General features: G+C 72.5%; 14 protein-coding genes. 3 read left to right on the top strand and 11 right to left on the bottom strand.

The genetic code is table 11. The features are described from left to right. From VK611_18565 to VK611_18535, 7 genes are all read right to left on the bottom strand, one after another. Nucleotides 1-1195: hypothetical protein (locus VK611_18565; GenBank protein HMG43339.1), on the bottom strand; the 1195-nt coding region annotated here is incomplete at its 3' end. 65 nt (nt 1196-1260) lie between these two features. Further along, nucleotides 1261-2799 (bottom strand): lipid II flippase MurJ, encoded by a 1539-nt coding sequence (locus VK611_18560; GenBank protein ID HMG43338.1) that lies wholly within the window; start codon nt 2797-2799, stop codon nt 1261-1263. A gap of 95 nt (nt 2800-2894) precedes the next feature. Continuing rightward, complete coding sequence (locus tag VK611_18555) at nt 2895-3905, bottom strand: copper transporter (GenBank protein ID HMG43337.1); 1011 nt, start codon at nt 3903-3905, stop codon at nt 2895-2897. Between the two features lie 21 nt (nt 3906-3926). Further along, nucleotides 3927-5090 carry a putative cytokinetic ring protein SteA gene (gene steA / locus VK611_18550; protein HMG43336.1) on the bottom strand — a complete coding sequence of 388 codons (1164 nt, stop codon included), beginning with the start codon at nt 5088-5090 and terminating at the stop codon, nt 3927-3929. Next, a complete protein-coding gene (gene recN, locus VK611_18545; protein HMG43335.1) occupies nt 5087-6736 on the bottom strand; it encodes a DNA repair protein RecN in 1650 nt (549 codons plus the stop codon). Before recN ends, steA begins: the two co-directional genes overlap by 4 nt. A 27-nt stretch (nt 6737-6763) precedes the next feature. Continuing rightward, nucleotides 6764-7621 carry an NAD(+)/NADH kinase gene (locus VK611_18540; protein ID HMG43334.1) on the bottom strand — a complete coding sequence of 286 codons (858 nt, stop codon included), beginning with the start codon at nt 7619-7621 and terminating at the stop codon, nt 6764-6766. After that, nucleotides 7621-8652 (bottom strand): TlyA family RNA methyltransferase, encoded by a 1032-nt coding sequence (locus VK611_18535; protein ID HMG43333.1) that lies wholly within the window; start codon nt 8650-8652, stop codon nt 7621-7623. Before VK611_18535 ends, VK611_18540 begins: the two co-directional genes overlap by 1 nt. Between VK611_18535 and VK611_18530 the strand changes: the two genes are divergently transcribed. Further along, nucleotides 8589-9146: a hypothetical protein gene (locus tag VK611_18530; GenBank protein ID HMG43332.1), complete on the top strand. Its 558-nt coding sequence runs from the start codon at nt 8589-8591 to the stop codon at nt 9144-9146. The genes VK611_18535 and VK611_18530 overlap by 64 nt on opposite strands. Before the next feature lie 73 nt (nt 9147-9219). Here the strand turns inward: VK611_18530 and VK611_18525 are convergent, their stop codons facing one another. Next, nucleotides 9220-9990, bottom strand: a complete 771-nt coding sequence (locus tag VK611_18525) for an HAD-IIA family hydrolase (protein ID HMG43331.1) — start codon at nt 9988-9990, stop codon at nt 9220-9222. A gap of 27 nt (nt 9991-10017) precedes the next feature. On the opposite strand from VK611_18525, the gene VK611_18520 reads away from it, so the two are divergent. Both VK611_18520 and VK611_18515 read left to right on the top strand, forming a co-directional pair. Further along, nucleotides 10018-11208: a DUF1015 domain-containing protein gene (locus VK611_18520; protein ID HMG43330.1), complete on the top strand. Its 1191-nt coding sequence runs from the start codon at nt 10018-10020 to the stop codon at nt 11206-11208. 44 nt (nt 11209-11252) lie between these two features. Beyond that, nucleotides 11253-12500 (top strand): PQQ-binding-like beta-propeller repeat protein, encoded by a 1248-nt coding sequence (locus tag VK611_18515; GenBank protein HMG43329.1) that lies wholly within the window; start codon nt 11253-11255, stop codon nt 12498-12500. A gap of 73 nt (nt 12501-12573) precedes the next feature. Here the strand turns inward: VK611_18515 and VK611_18510 are convergent, their stop codons facing one another. From VK611_18510 to VK611_18500, 3 genes are all read right to left on the bottom strand, one after another. Next, on the bottom strand, nt 12574-13608 hold the full coding sequence (locus VK611_18510) for a 2-oxoacid:ferredoxin oxidoreductase subunit beta (protein ID HMG43328.1): 1035 nt from the start codon (nt 13606-13608) through the stop codon (nt 12574-12576). Next, nucleotides 13605-15515 carry a 2-oxoacid:acceptor oxidoreductase subunit alpha gene (locus VK611_18505; GenBank protein ID HMG43327.1) on the bottom strand — a complete coding sequence of 637 codons (1911 nt, stop codon included), beginning with the start codon at nt 15513-15515 and terminating at the stop codon, nt 13605-13607. Before VK611_18505 ends, VK611_18510 begins: the two co-directional genes overlap by 4 nt. Nucleotides 15516-15693: 178 nt before the next feature. Then, nucleotides 15694-16743 carry a class I fructose-bisphosphate aldolase gene (locus VK611_18500; protein HMG43326.1) on the bottom strand — a complete coding sequence of 350 codons (1050 nt, stop codon included), beginning with the start codon at nt 16741-16743 and terminating at the stop codon, nt 15694-15696. Nucleotides 16744-16793 lie beyond the last annotated feature (50 nt).

Here is a 16793-nt window from a genome sequence, read left to right as displayed (position 1 = left end):
CGGTCCCCACCGAGATCAGCGTGACGACCAGCGCCTGCTGCGAGTCGCGGACGTCGGCGGCGGCGGTCTCGTCGACCAGCCGGCTGACGCGGCCCGCCACCTCGTCGTCGCCCACCTGGAAGCTGCGGCCCTCGATGCCGTCGGGCGGCTCCTCCCCCAGCAGCGACAGGACCGTGGGCGCCACGTCGGCCAGGTGGACGTAGCCGTCGCGCCGCGTCGTCGCCGACTGCAGCAGGCCCGGGTCCACGCCCGGCGCCCGGAGCGCCACCATCGCCAGCGCCGGCGCACCCCGGGGCGCGACCGGCGACACCACCACCACGGCGTCGCGCGACGAGTCGGCCCGCTCCAGCACCTCGCCCAGCAGCACGTCGGCGTCGACCATCGCCTGCTCCCGCAGCTGGCGGGCCTGGGCCGGCGTCGCCCGGGGCCGGTAGGCGGCGGCCCGGCTCAGGTCCGAGGCCTCCACCAGGACCACCGTGCGGCCGCTGTCGTTCCACTCCAGGTCGAGCGCGTTGAGCACGGCGTCGTGGTCGAGGCGGCGACCGAAGGGGGCGGCGGGGTCGTCGACGAGGAGGTTGCGACTGACCATGCCGTCGGGGACGATGCCGTCGTCGCCCATCAGCATCGTCGCCGCGCTGCGGGCGTAGGCGCCGTCGGGCGGCGGGTCCTCGCTCACGAAGCCCTCACCGGCATCCGCGTTGGCGACCACGGCCCGGGGGATGCCGGCGTCGGCGAGCGCCTGGCCGAGCAGGCCCACGTCGGCGCCGTAGGGGCTGTCGTCGTTGCGGTCGATGGCGGCGCCGATCGCCAGGTAGCCGATGCCCGGGGGCACCACGCCCAGCCGGCGCTGCAGGATCTCCGAGGCGGGCACGCCGCCGTAGCGCTCGTCGGGCTCGAGGGCGACGGCCACGTCGATCTCGGGGGCCAGCGCCCGGGTGCCGGCGCCCATGCTCAGGTAGGCGTCGGTGGTGCCGGCCGCCACCCGGCCGATGCGGGTGGACACGTCGCCGATGGCGGCCTCGTCGACGAACGCCTCCAGGTTGGGCATGTCGTAGCGCTGCACGTCCTCCCACGACACCCCCGGCAGCGACACCACCAGCACCCGGTCGACCGGCGCGTCGCCGACCTCCCGCGGCTCGTCGCCCCCGCCACATCCGGCGACCACCACCAGCCCGAGCAGCCCCGCGAGCCCCACCCCGGCGAAATTGCGTCGGAAAACCCGCACATGGCGGGCGGATCGACGCAATTTCCCGAGGAGCCTCATGCCGCGGCCCCACGGGTGCTGAGCGACGACGTGACGCCCAGCAGCCGGTAGGCGCCGACCACCAGCGCCGTCCCCACGACCCCCGCCCCGGCGACGAACGCCAGGTCGGCGAGGCGGCCCGGGTCGTCGCCCAGCAGCGCCTCGCCGGCGGCCCACGCGCCGAGGCCGACCGCGGCGCTCACCCCGACCATCCGACCGAGGCCCGCCGGCAGCAGCGGCGCCCCCGTGCGTCGTCGCAGGCCGACCGCCAGCACCAGCGCCCCGACCGAATAGGCGAACGAGTGGGCCAGGCCCAGCACGGCGATGCGGGCCGAGCCGTCGAGCCAGGCCCCGGCGCCCACCATCACCGCCACACCGCAGGCGGCGCTCCCGATGGCGACCAGACCCGGGAAGCGGCTCTCGTCGAGCGCGTAGTAACCCCGGGAGAACAGCAGGAAGGCGCTGTAGGGGTAGAGGCCGGCCGCGAGTCCGGCCAGCGCCGCCGCCACCAGCTCCACGCCCGAGCGACCGGTCTCCCCGAACTCCACCAGCCGCATGCCCGGCAGCGCCAGGGCGACCAGCGCCGCGGTCACCGGCAGCACCAGCAGGCCCATCCGCTCCAGCGCCCAGCGCAGCGAGGCCGCCACCCGGGCCAGGCCGTGGTCGCGGGCCTCCATCACCAGCTCCGGCAGGATCGTGGTGTGCACCGGCTGGGCCAGTACGGCGTACGGGGCCAGGAAGAACACCCAGGCGGCGTTGTAGGCCACCACGCCGCCGGCGACGCCCGAGCACGCCAGGATCGCGGCGCCCAGCAGCAGCCCGCCGGCGGTGTGCAGCGTCACCCCCCAACCCGAGTGGCGCAGCACCGCGGTCACCCGGGTGTCACCCGCGAGTCGCCGCGGGCGCAGCCGGAACCCCGACCGGGCGCAGGCCACCAGCAGCACTCCGACGAACCCGAGCACCCCGCCCGTGGCGGCCAGCACCAGCAGCAGCCGCTCACCGGTGGACAGGTCGAGGCCCGGATCGGTGCCGACGGCCACCCGGAACAACACGAGGCCGGCCACCATCACCACCGTGTTGCCGATCGGCGCCGCCGCGGTGATGGCGAAGCGGCGGCGGGCGAAGAGGACCGCGCTGGCGATCGTCCCGGCGGCGTACAGCAGCACCTGGGGCAGGAAGAACGGGAGCAGGAAGGCGACGAGGTCACGCTGGTCGTCGGCCACGTCGGCCGGGGCGTTCAAGGTCAGCACCCGGGCCAGCAGCGGCGAGGCGAGGATGCCCACCACCGTCACCGCCCCCAGCACCATCAGGGCGACGCCCAGCACGCGGCCGGCGACCTCCTCGGCGGCCTCCTGGTCGCCCTGGTCGAGCAGCTGCACGAAGGTGGGCACCAGCACGGCCGACAGGGCGCCGGCGGCCAGCAGCTCGAACAGCACGTTCGACAGCAGGTTGGCGGTCTGGAAGGCGTCGCCCAGGTCGTTGGTGCCGAGCACCGCCATGATCACCAGCACCCGCACGAACCCGGCGGCCCGCGACAGGGCCGTGACCGCGCCCATCCCGGCCGCGGCCCGCCCCGTCCCCCGCGTCTTTGCAGGGAAACGACCCCATACGGGTCGTTTCCCTGCAAAGACGGGCTCGCTCACCGGCGCGCTCACTCTTCGGGCGGGGCGGGAAGCAGGCGGTCGGCGTCGGGGCGTAGGCCGTAGTGGCCCACCACCGGGGCCGACGGCACGGCGTCGTCGAGCGCCAGCATCGTGGCGATCCGGCCCGACACCCGGTCGACGTCGTCGACCGTGGAGATGCGGTCGCCCAGCGTCCCGTCGGCGCGGATCTGCGCCACCAGCGGGTCGCCCTCGTCGTCGGTCTCCGGGTCGTCGTCGGGCACGACCGGCGTCTCCGCCAGCACCACCGGCACCGGCCCCTCGGCGGCGAGCCCCGACAGCATCGGCAGCACCACCTGGTCGCCGGTGAGCACCGCGCCCTCGCCGGTCACCGTCACCACCCGCAGGCCGCTGGTCGGCAGCGTCACCACCTCGGAGTCGTCGCCCTCGGCGAGCTGGTAGTCGACGAACCCGGCGTCGTTCAGCTGGGCCAGCAGGTCGGGTTCGGCCTGGGCGGCGGTGAGGTCCGGGCTCGTGGCGTCGCCGGCGTCGGTGGCCGCGGCCAGCACCGAGGCCAGCCGTGCCCCCAGCTCGTTGCGCAGCGCCACCGGGTCGGTGTCGTTCAGGCCGAGGATCTGCGCCAGCTCGGTCGCCTCGTCCTCGTCGTCGAGCACCAGGCGGTCGGTCAGCCACCACACCCCGCGGGCGTCCGCGCCCGCCTTGGCCAACGAGTCGAGCACCCGCTCCACCGGCCCCGTGTCGCCCTGCAGGCCCCGCGGCGCCACCACCAGCACCGGGTCGGCGGTCAGCAGTCCGGTGAAGAGCCGCTCGCCCACCTGCTCGTCGAGCTGCTCGCCCTCCGACTCCAGGCTGCCGACCTGCGCCGACAGCTCGTCGTTGGTGGCCTCCTCGTCGTTGAGGCGGTCGGCGAAGGTGTCGAGCCGGTCCTCCAGGTAGTTCTTCGAGGCGTCGGCCAGGAAGTTGGTGCCGAGCAGCAGGCCGACCGCGAACGACAGGAAGACCGCGGTCAACGAGATGAGGTGGAAGCGGAAGTTGATCATGGAGGGCTGGACGGCCGCCGGCTAGAAGCCGGCGGTCAACGTGATCCACAGCGAGCGGAGCACGAGGCGCATCGGTGTCGAGACGAGCACGACGACGACCAGCGTCGCGAGCGCCGCTCCCACCAGCATCAGCAGGTCTCGTCGACGGACGGTCTGCTGGTAGAGGCGGCTCACTCCCTTGGCATCGACGAGGGCAGAACCTATACGCATCCGCACCAGGAAGGTGGACGCCATGCCCGCCCGGCCCTTGTCGAGGAACTCCACCATGCTGTTGTGCGTCCCCACCGCCACGATCAGCTCGGCGCCGTGCTCGAAGGCCAGCAGCATGGCGATGTCCTCGCTGGTGCCGGGCGCGGAGAACACGGAGTAGGGCAGGTCGAGGTCGTCGAGCCGCTTGGCGCCGGGCGCACGGCCGTCGGTGTAGCCGTGCACCATCAGCTCGGCCCCGCAGCGCAGCGCCGTCTCCGACACCGAGTCGAAGTCGCCGATGATCAGGTCCGGGCGCTCGCCGATCGCCAGCAGGGCGTCGGCCCCACCGTCGACCCCGATCAGCACGGGCTTCACGTCGTTCACGTAGCCCGACTGGCGCAGGAGGCGCAGATCCTCCTTGTAGTCGATGCCCCGCACCACGATCAGCACGTGACGGCCCCCGAGCGCCACGCGGGGGGCGGGCACGGCGAGCTCGCCGGTGAGCAGGTCCATCTCCTGGCGCATGTAGCTCACCGTGTTGATGGCGAAGCGCTCCAGCTCGGGGCCCATGTTGGCCCGGGCCGACTCGATGGCCGCGTCGACCTTGTCGAGGTCCTGCTTCACCCCGGTGCCGACGACCTCGCCGTCGACCAGCACGCGCTCGCCGTCGACGGTCACCTTGGTGCCCTCGACGATGCGGTCCATCACGTCGCTGCCCACGTCGTCGACCAGCGTGATGCCGGCCTGGCACAGCAGCAGCGGCCCCAGGTTCGGGTAGCGGCCGGTGGTCGACGGCGCCGCGTTGATCACCGCGACGGGCGCCGCGTCGACCAGCGTCTCGGCGGCCACACGGTCGATGTCGGCGTGGTGGATCACCGCCACGTCGCCCGGCTGCAGCCGTCCCACCAGGCGCTTCGTCTTCCGGTCGACCCGCGCCACCCCGACGATCGGTCCCTCCTGGGAACCGTTGTCGGAGCGACGCAGGCGACGGATCATCCGTTTGACACTATTTCCTGGCCGACCGCCGTTGCAGTCGCCAGGAGCTCCTCGGCGTGGCGGCGGGCGGTGTCGCTGTCCGGCTGGCCCGACAGCATGCGCGACAGCTCGATCACCCGCTCGTCGTGGTCGAGCACGGTGGCCTGCGACACGGTGACGTCGCCGTCGCTCTGCTTGGCCACCTGCACGTGGGCATCGGCGTGGGCCGCCACCTGGGGCAGGTGGGTGACGACCAGCACCTGGTGCTCCCGGCCGATCTTCGCCAGGGCTCGCCCCACGGCCGTGGCCGCGCTGCCGCCGATGCCGGCGTCGACCTCGTCGAACACCAGCGTGGGCGGGGCGCTGGTCAGCACGAGGCGCAGCGCCAGCATGGCCCGGGCCAGCTCGCCGCCCGACGCCACCTTGCTCAGTGGCTGCGGCTCGGTGCCGGGGTTGGCGGCCAGCAGGAACACGACGTCGTCGCCCGGGTCGTCGCCCTCCACCCGCACCTCGAGGCGGGCGTTGGGCATGGCCAGCTCCCGCAGGTTCGCCTCCACGGCCTGCGCCAGCTCGGGCGCGGCAGCCCGACGGGCGGCCGCCACCCGCGCCGCCTCCTCCTCGTAGGCCTTGCGGGCCTCGGCCTGGGCCCCGTCGAGCTGGGCGGCCCGGCGGTCGTGGTCCTCCAGCTCGGCCAGCCGGGCGCCCAGGCGCTCGTACTCGGCGAGCACCTCGACCAACGTCTCGCCGTACTTGCGGCGCAGGTCGGACAGGAGCTGACGGCGCTCGCGCAGCAGGTCGAGGCGCGCCGGGTCCTCGTCGATGGCCTCGGCCACACCCCGCACGTCGACCGCGACGTCGGCCAGCTCGGCCGCCAGGGCGCGCAGCCGCTCCTCCTGGGCGGCGAACGGCGCCCGGCCGGCCAGCGCCGAGATGGCGGCGCCCAGCGGATCGCCCGCGCCCCCCTCGTCGGTCAGCGCCGCGGCCGCCTCGGCGGCGGCCGCGTGGTGGGCGGTGGCGTCGGCCAGCACGTCCTCCTCGGCGGCCAGCTCGTCGTCCTCGTCGGGACCGGTGACCCCGGCGGCCTCGAGCTCCTCCACCTGGTAGCGCAGCAGGTCGATCTCCCGCGCCCGGGCCCGCTCGTCGCCGCCGAGCTTTGCCAGCTCCTGCGCGATGTCGCGCTCGCGCTGGCGGGCCACGTGCACGGCCTCCAGGTCGACGTCGCCGAAGCGGTCGAGCGCGGCCCGCTGGGCGACCGGGCTGAGCAGCGACTGGTGGGCGTGCTGCCCGTGCAGGTCGACCAGGCGCTCCCCCAGCTCCACCAGCGCGGAGACCGTCGCGAGCCGGCCGTCGACGTAGGCCCGGCTGCGCCCGTTGCGGGGGATGGCGCGGGCCAGCACCACCTCGACGTCCTCCAGGTCCTCGCCGAACTCACCGACCACCTCCCGGTCGGCGGCCCGCAGCAGGAAGCGCCCCTCCACCCAGGCCTCCTCCGCGCCGGTCCGCACCAGCAGCGGATCGGCCCGACCCCCCACCAGCAGCTCGATGGCGTCGACCACCATCGTCTTGCCCGCACCGGTCTCGCCCGTGACCACGCTCATGCCCTCCGAGAGCAGGAGTCGAAGGTCGGGGATGACGCCCAGGTCCCGCACCGCCAGCTCAAGTAGCACGACTACGCCCTTCTCATCGGTGAGATCTCATCGATCCGACAGGCCGAACTTGCTCTTCAGGATCCGCAGGAAGTCCCGCTGGCCGAACATCACCAGCCGGGCCGCGGTCTGGGCGGCCGTGCACGTGATGGCGTCACCCACGTCGAGCGTGACCAGGGTACGACCGTCCACCGACAGAGTGGCCGGCCGGTTGCCCAGCACCTCGAGCCGCACCGTCGCGGTGGGGTCGAGCACCAGCGTGCGGTCGAACAGCATGTGCGGCGACACCGGCGTGAGCAGCAGGCAGCGGTGGGTCGGGGCGACGATGGGGCCGCGCGCCGAGAACGCGTAGGCCGTCGACCCGGTGGGCGTGGCGACGATGAGGCCGTCGGCGGCGTACGGGGTGAAGAAGTCGCCGTCGACGCTCACGCCCAGCCGCACCGTGTGGCCCATCGGCGTCTTCTCCAGCACCACCTCGTTGAGCGCCAGGTAGCTGGTGTGCTCGTCGACGTGCGGCGAGTCGACCGCCGCCTCGATCAGCATGCGCTCCTCGACCTCGTACGACCCGGCCAGGAAGCGCTTCAGCGCCATGCGCAGGCCGTGCGGCTCCACCTCGGTGAGGTAGCCGAGCTGGCCGACGTTCACGCCGATCACCGGCACCCCGTCGGCCGCCACCAGGTCGACCGTGCGCAGCATCGTGCCGTCGCCGCCCAGGCAGATGGCCACGTCGAGGCCCCGGGTGAAGGTCGACTCGGGGACGCCCAGCTCGGGCAGCTTGGCGATGCCGGCGTCCTTGAGTGGTAGGCGCACCTCGTGGCCCCGCTCGGTGAGCCAGGCGGCCGCGTCGCGGGCCAGCTCGCCGGCCTGCTCCCGCTCGGGGTGGATCACCACCCCCACGGACGACATCAGGCGGTCGCCTCCGCGACGAGCGCCTCGACGTCGAGCCGGTCGTCGTCGCCGTCGCCGGCATCGGCGCTGCGTCGAGCACGCGCGTGGACGATGAATTCCACGTTCCCGTCAGCGCCGCGCAGCGGGGAGGCCATCCCCTCCATGATGGCTGCTCCGTGGGCGCGGAGCGCGTCTCTTACGGTTTCGAGCACCCGCCGCCAGACATCCGGATCGCGGATGACGCCCCGCCCGCGCGCCGCCTCCTCACGGTCGGCCTCGAACTGCGGCTTGACGAGGAGGACGACGTCGGCGCCGGGCCTCGCGGCTCGGAGCAGCGCCGGCAACACGGTCGTGAGCGAGATGAACGAGAGGTCGGCGGTGACGAGGTCGACGGGTTCGTCGAGGATCAGGTCACGGACGTTGGTGCGGTCGCGCACCTCGACCCGGGGGTCCTGCGCCACCCGTTCGTGCAGCTGCCCGTAGCCGACGTCGACGGCGACGACGTGGGCGGCGCCGTTCTGCAGCAGGCAGTCGGTGAAGCCACCGGTGGAGGCGCCGGCGTCGAGCGCCCGGGCGCCGGCGATCGTCTTGCCCAGGTCGAACCGCTCGACCGCGGCGGCCAGCTTCTCCCCGGCCCGGCTCACGAACCGCGGCCCGTCGTCGAGGACCAGCAGCGGCTCGTCGCCTCTCACCTGCCGGTTCGCCTTCAGCGCCGGGGCGCCCGCGACCGTGACCCGACCGGCGGTGATCAGCTGGAGGGCCTGCTGGGGCGTGGTGGCGAGCCCTCGACGGACCAGCTCCGCATCGAGACGACGGCGGACGGGAGGCGTGCCCCGCAGGCTACTCAGCCGTCGACGACAGTAGATTCGCCGTTCTCCCCACCCCCGGACAGGAAGGTCGACCCGTCGACATGAACGACAGACGACTGCTTCGCGCCCCCGGCCCGACCCGGCGAGCAGCCTGGTGCCTGGTAGCCACCCTGGCCATGGTCGTCGTGGCCTGCGGTGACGACGACGGCGCCGACGACACGGCGCCCGAGGAGGAGGCACCCGAGCAGAGCGACGAGGAGACGCCCGAGGAGCCGGAGGAGCCCGGCCCGCCCAGCTTCGAGGACGCCCAAGCCGAGTACACCAGCTGCATGGAGGACAACGGGGCCGACCCGGCCGACATCCCGCAGGGCATGAGCTTGGAGACGCTGGCCGAGATGGCCGACGCCTCACCGGAGGCCCAGGCCGAGATGGGCGTCGACGGCACCCTGCTCCAGGCGCACGCCGAGTGCTGGCCGATCGTCGCCGACGCCATCGCCGCCGGCGCCGAGGTCCCCGAGGGCTCGTCGCCGTCGACCACCGTCGACCAGGAGCTGGCCGCGAAGATGCACGACGCCGTCGCCTGCCTCAACGACCGGGGCTGGGACTTCCTGGAGCCGGGCGTCGAGACCGGGCCGCTGACGATGGCAGCCCGCCAGTCCGGATTCAACTGGGACGACCCCACCTTCCTCCAGGACCAGAGGGAGTGCCAGCAGCAGGCCGGCATGATGGGGTGACGGCGGCTCAGCCACCCCCAACCGAAATCTCGACAGAGATGGTCGCTATGTCGCCATCCCTGTCGAGATTTCGTCAGAGGGCCGACGACACGAGGGCGGCGAGGTCGTCGGCGACCACGTCGGGGGTCGGCGACACCGGGAGGTCGTCGGCGTGCGTGACGCCGGAGAGCACGAGGGCGAAGCGGTAGCCGAGCGTCTTGGCGAAGGCGCCGTCGGTGGAGGGGCGGTCGCCGACCATGGTGCCAGTCTCGCCCGGGCCGCCGGCCAGCTCGTGGATCAGCTCGGCCATCGGCGGGTGGGGCTTCCCGGCCACGATCGGCTGCCGGCTCGCGGCGTAGGCCACCGCGGCCACGATCGAGCCGCCGCCCGGGATCGGGCCCTCCGGCGTGGGGTAGGTGGCGTCGTCGTTGGTGGCCAGGAAGCGGGCACCCCGGTCGACCTGGATCGCCGTGCGCCGCAGCCCCTCGTAGTCGAAGTGGCGGTGGAACCCGACGACCACCACGTCGACCGGGCCGTCGCTGGGCTCGTGGGTGCGGCTGTCGACCACCTCGGCGCCCCGGGCCGCCAGCGCCTCGGCGATGCCCGGCCCGCCGCACACCAGCGCCCGCTCCCCCGGCTCCACCAGGCGGGCCGCGGCCATCGCCGACGTCACGACACCGCCCTCCGCCGGCACGCCGAAGCCCGCCAGCTTCTCCTCCTGCCGCCCCACCTGCAGCGACGAGTTGTTGGTGGCGAAGAGCACCTGCTCACCGGCCGCGCGCAGCCGCGCCACCGCGTCGGCCGCACCGGCCAACGGCTGTTCACCCAGCCACACCACGCCGTCCAGATCGAGTATCCAAGCCATCGGGCCGAGTCTGCCAGGATGGGGAGCGTGGCCAGATTCGAGCCCTTCCACGCCCTCCGCTACGACCTCAGCCGGGTCGATCTCCCCCAGGTGGTGAGCCCTCCGTACGACGTCATCGACGACGCGCTGCGCGCCGACCTGGCGGGGCGCGACCCGCACAACGCGGTCCGCATCGACCTCCCCGTCGACGAGGGTGGCCGCGACCGCTACGAGGTGGCCCGCCGCCTGCTGGGCCGCTGGATCGCCGAGGGCATCCTGGTCACCGACGAGCGGCCGGCCTTCACCGTCTACCGCATGGGCTACGTCGACGACGCCGGCCGCCAGCGCCACACCACCGGCGTGATCGGCGCCCTCGAGCTGACGCCACCCGGCACCGACATCCTCCCCCACGAGCACACCACCCCGAAGGCCAAGAGCGACCGGCTCGACATGCTGCGCTCCTGCCGGGCCAACCTGTCGGCCATCTGGGGGCTGTCGCTGGCCAAGGGACTGACCGACCTGCTGCCGGTCGACCAGCCGCCGCTCGCCGACTTCACCGACGAGGCCGGTGTCCGTCACACGGTGTGGACGGTCGACGACCCGGCCGCCTGCGCCGCGATCTCGGCCGCGGTCGCCAACCAGCCGGTGGTGATCGCCGACGGCCACCACCGCTTCGAGACCTCACTGGCCTACCGGGGCGAGCGCGAGGCCGCGGACGGCGATCCCGGCGCGGCGGCGCTGACCCTGGCCTACGTGGTGGAGCTGGTGGAGGACGAGCTGACCGTCCGGGCGATCCATCGCTTGCTCACGGGGCTGCCCGACGGGTTCGACCTGGTCGAGGCCCTGTCGCCGTGGTTCGAGCCGATCGGCGCTCCCCCGGCCGACGTCCCGGCGGTCACCGCGATGGACGCAGCCGGCGCGCTGTGCCTGGTGCTCCCCGACCAGGAGGTGCTGCTGCGCCCCCGTCCCGAGGCCCTGGCCGACGCCCGCGACCTCGACTCCGCCCGCCTCGACGTCGCCCTCGCCGCGCTCCCCACCCACACCCTGAGCTTCCAGCACGGCGTCGACAACGTCCGCGCCGCCGTCGCCTCCGGCCAGGCCCAGGCCGGCGTGCTCCTCCGCCCCGCCTCGATCGCCCAGATCGACGCGACCGCCCACGGCGGCGAACGCATGCCTCCGAAGACCACCTTCTTCCACCCCAAGCTCAAGACCGGCCTGGTCTTCCGCTCCCTCGACTAACCTCCGGCGATGGAGCCGGGGGGGCTCCGACAGGGGGAGGCGGAATGCGATCGACGCTGTCGCGCATCGGGGCCGCGGGTGTGGCGCTGCTGCTGTCGGGCTGCTGGTGGGCACCAGGACAGGGACCGAGCCGCCAGGCCTACAACCGCTACGAGGACGTGATCACCGTCGAGGCGGTGGCCGACCTCGAGCAGGCTTGGAGCACGGACCTCTCGGACGAGCCTCTGGGCGCTCCGGTCGTGCCGCCCAACGGCCTGGTGGTCGTGGGAACGGATCGCACGGTGCACGGCGTCGACCGGCTCAGCGGCGCACCGGCGTGGGTCAACGGCCCGACCGGCAACATCCCCCACCACGACCCGCAGATCGTCGTGGTCGGTGACGGCCGGCTGGCGCTGGGCCTGGGTGCGGACTCGATCCTGTGGGCGACGAACTTCCTCGACCAGGACACCGGGCAGCAGCGGCCCGGGATCAACTACAGCGGGGGCAAGGTCGAGGGTGTGCGCGACGGCCGCGCCGCGGTCTTCTCCCCCAGCGACACCGGCGATACCTGGAACCAGACCGTGCGCGTCGTCGACATCACCGACGGAACCGTTCTCCTGACCGACTTCCTCCAGGACCACGAAGACCAGCCAGGTGTGACGCTGGGGACCCTGGCCGTGCTGCACGCCGGGTACGGCGTCCTGTCGGACCAACCCAGCGGCGGCTACGGGATGGGCGTCAGGGCGATCCCGGTGACCGGAGCGAACGTCGCCTGCGGGCCGACCGGTACCAATGCCTGCCCGACGTGGGTGACACCCGTCGACGGCACCACGGCCACGGCACCCGTCCTCAGCGACGACGAGGCGACCATGTTCGTCGCCACCGATGCCGGGACGGTCTACGCCCTGGACGCCGGCGACGGCGCCGTGCTGTGGACGGCCTCGGTCGGCGCACCCGTGGCCGACCCGCCCGCGCTCGACGGCACCACCCTGTTCGTCCCGACCGGCAGCGGTGCGCTGGTGGCGCTACCGGCCGCCGGGTGCGGCGCCGCCACGTGCGCCCCCCTCTGGTCGACCGATGCGGGAAGCCCGCTGACCGTGCAGCCCGCAGTCGCCGGCGGCGTCGTGTTCACCGGTGCGGCCGACGGCACCGTCGCCGGCTACGACGCGGCGGGCTGCGGCACCGCCACGTGCGACCCGCTCTGGTCGGCCACCACCGGCAGCGAGATCACCGGGGCCCCCGCCGTGTCCGGCGGCCACCTGTACGTCGGCTCGGCCGACGGCCAGCTCACCGCCTTCCGCCAACTCGACTGACCGCCGGACGCGGAAATTGCGACAGAACGAGCCCGGAACGGGCCGGTTCTGTCGCAATTTCGTCGGGTCTCGGTTAGCCGACTTCCCAGGTGGCGCCGGAGCGGAGGAGGGCGGCGAGGTCGCCCTCGCCCTTGTCCTCCTGGGCCGCGGCGACCTGGTGGTTCACGGCGGCGCCGTACTCCTGGCGCTCGACCGCGCGGAACACGCCGATCGGCGTGGGCTCGTGGGGCCCGGTGGCCAGGCGGGACAGCATGAAGGCGACGCCCGGGTCGGGGCGGGCCTCGTCGTGGACCAGCAGGGCGTCCTCGCCCACGTCGGCCACCTCGACGATGCGGGGCCCCTGCTGCGGGTCGAGCACCACGCCCTTGGAGCCGTCGGCCCCGAAGCGGATCGGCTCGCCGTGACGCAGCGGCACCAGCATGTCCTCACGCACCTGCTTGGCGGTGATCGCCCCGAACGCCCCGTCGTTGAAGACGTTGCAGTTCTGGTAGATCTCCACCAGCGTCGAGCCCTTGTGCTCGAACGCCCGGCGGAAGACCTCCATCATGTGCGCCCGGTCCATGTCGTGGGTGCGGGCGACGAACGTCGCCTCGGCGCCCAGCGCCACGCTGACGGGGTTGAACGGCTGGTCGAGGCTGCCGAACGGCGTCGACTTCGTGACCTTCCCCAGCTCGCTGGTGGGCGAGTACTGGCCCTTCGTCAACCCGTAGATCTGGTTGTTGAAGAGCAGCACGGTGATGTTGACGTTGCGGCGCAGCGCGTGGATCAGGTGGTTGCCCCCGATCGACAGGGCGTCGCCGTCGCCGGACACCACCCACACGTGCAGGTCGGGACGGGCGAGCGCCAGGCCGGTGGCGATCGCCGGGGCCCGGCCGTGGATCGTGTGCATCCCGTAGGTGTTCATGTAGTACGGGAAGCGGGCGGCGCAGCCGATGCCCGACACGAAGACGGTGTCCTCGCGCCGGATGCCCAGCTCGGGCATCAGCAGCTGCACGGCGGAGAGGATCGAGTAGTCGCCGCAGCCCGGGCACCAGCGCACCTCCTGGTCGCTGGACCAGTCCTTGCGGGTGGTGGCCGGCACCGGGTCGGGGAGGAGCGTGTCGGTCATGATGCGATCCCCTGCAGGTGGTCGAGGATGGCCTGTTCCAGCTCGGAGGCGGTGAAGGGCAGGCCACGCACCTTGCTCACCGTCTTGGCGTCGACCAGGTACTCGGCCCGCAGCATGGCGGCGAGCTGACCCAGGTTGAGCTCCGGCACCAGCACCTTCGGGTAGCGCTTGAGCACCTCGCCCAGGTTCGTCGGGAACGGGTTGAGGTGCACCAGGTGCGTCATCGCCACCTTGTGGCCGGCGGCCCGCACCCGGGCGACCCCACCGTCGATGGCGCCCCACGTCGATCCCCAACCGACGACGAGGATGTCGGCGGAGTCGACGTCGCCGAACACCTCCACGTCGGGGATGGACCCGGCGATGCCGGCGATCTTGGCCGCCCGCAGCTGGACCATCCGCTCGTGGTTGGCGGGGTCGTAGTCGATGTTGCCGGTCCCGTCGTGCTTCTCGAGGCCGCCGACGCGGTGCATCAGGTCGGGGGTGCCGGGCAGCGCCCAAGGGCGGGCCAGCGTCTCGGGATCCCGCAGGTACGGCTGGAACGTCTCGACGCCCTCGGCATCGACATGGTTCGGCGCCGTGGCGAACTCGACGGTCAGGTCGGGCAGGCTCTCGATCGACGGCAGCTTCCACGGCTCGGAGCCGTTGGCCAGGTAGCCGTCGGACAGGAGGATCACCGGCGTGCGCCACTTCAGCGCCAGCCGGGCCGCCTCGATGGCCACCTCGAAGCAGTGGCTCGGGCTCTTGGCGGCGACGATCGGCAGCGGTGCCTCACCGTGACGGCCGTGCATGGCCATCAGCAGGTCGGCCTGCTCGGTCTTCGTCGGCAGGCCGGTGGACGGACCGCCGCGCTGGATGTCGATCACCAGCAACGGCAGCTCCAGGCTCACGGCCAGGCCGAGGGTCTCGGCCTTCAGGGCCATGCCCGGTCCGCTGGTGGTGGTGATGCCGAGGTGACCGCCGTAGGCCGCGCCCAGGGCGGCGCCGATGCCGGCGATCTCGTCCTCGGCCTGGAACGTGCGCACGCCGAAGTTCTTGTGCTTCGACAGCTCGTGGAGGATGTCGCTGGCCGGCGTGATCGGGTACGACCCGAGGAAGATCGGCAGCTTCGAGAGCTGGCTGGCGGCGATCAGCCCCCAGGACAGCGCCGTGTTGCCGCTGACGTTGGTGTAGGTGCCCGCCGGCAGCGGTGCCGGCTTCACGTCGTAGGAGTGGTCGAAGAGCTCGGCCGTCTCGCCGAAGGCATGGCCGGCCTTGAACGCGGCGACGTTGGCCCCGGCCACCAGCGGCTTGCTGGCGAAGCGCTTCTCGATCCACTCGAGTGTGCGGTCGACCGGGCGCGTGTACATCCACGACACCAGGCCCAGCGCGAAGAAGTTCTTCGACCGCTCGGCGTCGCGCGGCTTCACGCCCAGGGGCTCGACGGCCCCCTTGGTGAGGCTGGTCATCGGCACCTCGTACACCGTGAAGGCGTCGAGGCTGCTGTCGCGCAGCGGGTTCTCGGCGTAGCCGGCCTTGGCGAGGCTGCGGTCGTCGAAGGCGTCGGCGTTGACGATGAGGGTCGCCCCGGCGTCGACCCGGTCGATCTGGCTCTTGAGCGCCGCCGGGTTCATCGCCACCAGCACGGTGGGCGCGTCACCGGGCGTGGTGATGTCGTGGTCGGATATGTGGACCTGGAAGGCCGACACGCCGGCGAGCGTTCCCGCCGGAGCCCGGATCTCGGCCGGGAAGTCGGGCAGCGTGGCGAGGTCGTTGCCGTACAAGGCACTCGACGTGGTGAAACGGTCCCCCGTGAGCTGCATGCCGTCACCCGAATCCCCAGCGAATCGGATCACCACCCGGTCGACATCCCGCACGGACTTGGCCCGTTGGTCTTGATCAGACAAGGCGCCCCCTTTGGCGCACCCCATGCCAACCCCATTGGTGGCACGGTATGTGGTCGTGGACCTTAGCCTCGCCGTACGCGCGGGTGACGGCATGGTGTGACGTTTCTGTCATTCGACTTCGTTCTATCGACATCTGCCCCGAAATCCGGTACATAACCGGACTTCGGGGCAGGTCGGACACCCGGATGACGCCGCAGAGCGGTCAGGCGACGGTGATCGCCTCGTCGAGGTAGACGTCCTGGATGGCGTTGAGGAGCTCGGCACCCTCCGTCATCGGACGCTGGAACGCCTTGCGGCCGGAGATGAGCCCGATGCCACCGGCCCGCTTGTTGATCACCGCGGTGCGCACGGCCTCGGCCAGGTCGGAGGCGCCCTTCGACTCGCCGCCGCTGTTGATCAGCCCGATGCGGCCCATGTAGTTGTTCACCACCTGCCAGCGGCACAGGTCGATCGGGTTGTCGGACGTCAGCGTGTCGTACACCAGCGGGCTGGTCTTGCCGAAGCCGATGGCCGTGTAGCCGCCGTTGTTGTTCGGCAGCTTCTGCTTGATGATGTCGGCCTCGATGGTGACGCCGATGTGGTTGGCCTGCCCCGTGAGGTCGGCGGCCCCGTGGTAGTCGACGCCGTCCTTCTTGAAGCCGTTGTTGCGCAGGTAGCACCACAACACGGTGAACATGCCCAGCTCGTGCGCCCGGGCGAAGGCCTCGGAGACCTCCTGGATCTGCCGGGTGGCCTCCTCGGAGCCGAAGTAGATGGTGGCGCCCACCCCGGCCGCGCCCAGGTCGAACGCCTGGTCGACCGAGCCGTACATCACCTGGTCGAACTTGTTCGGGTAGGTGAGCAGCTCGTTGTGGTTGATCTTGACGATGAAGGGGATGCGGTGGGCGTAGCGGCGCGACACCACGGCGAGCACGCCGAAGGTGCTGGCCACGCCGTTGCAGCCGCCCTCGATGGCGAGCTCAACGATGTTCTGCGGGTCGAAGTACTTCGGGTTCGGGGCGAAGCTGGCCGCGGCCGAGTGCTCGATGCCCTGGTCGACCGGCAGGATCGACACGTAGCCGGTGCCGCCGAGGCGACCGTGGTCGAACAGCGACTGGAGGTTGCGCAGCACCTGCGGGCTGCGGTCGGACTGGGCCAGGACGCGGTCGATGTAGTCGGGGCCGGGGAGGATCAGGTCCTCCTTCGGGACCCCCTTCGACTCGTGGGTGAGGAGGCCGTCCGCCTCGTCGCCGAGCAAGCTTTGGATGTCCACGGAGCGTCTCCTGGGTATCAGATCGCGGGCGCCGGACCACCAACGGTAGT

This window comes from Acidimicrobiales bacterium, assembly GCA_035316325.1.
GTDB lineage: Bacteria > Actinomycetota > Acidimicrobiia > Acidimicrobiales > VFJN01 > DASXTK01.
Note: the sequence above shows the minus strand (reverse complement) of the source record. Positions and strands in the feature narration are given on the sequence as shown.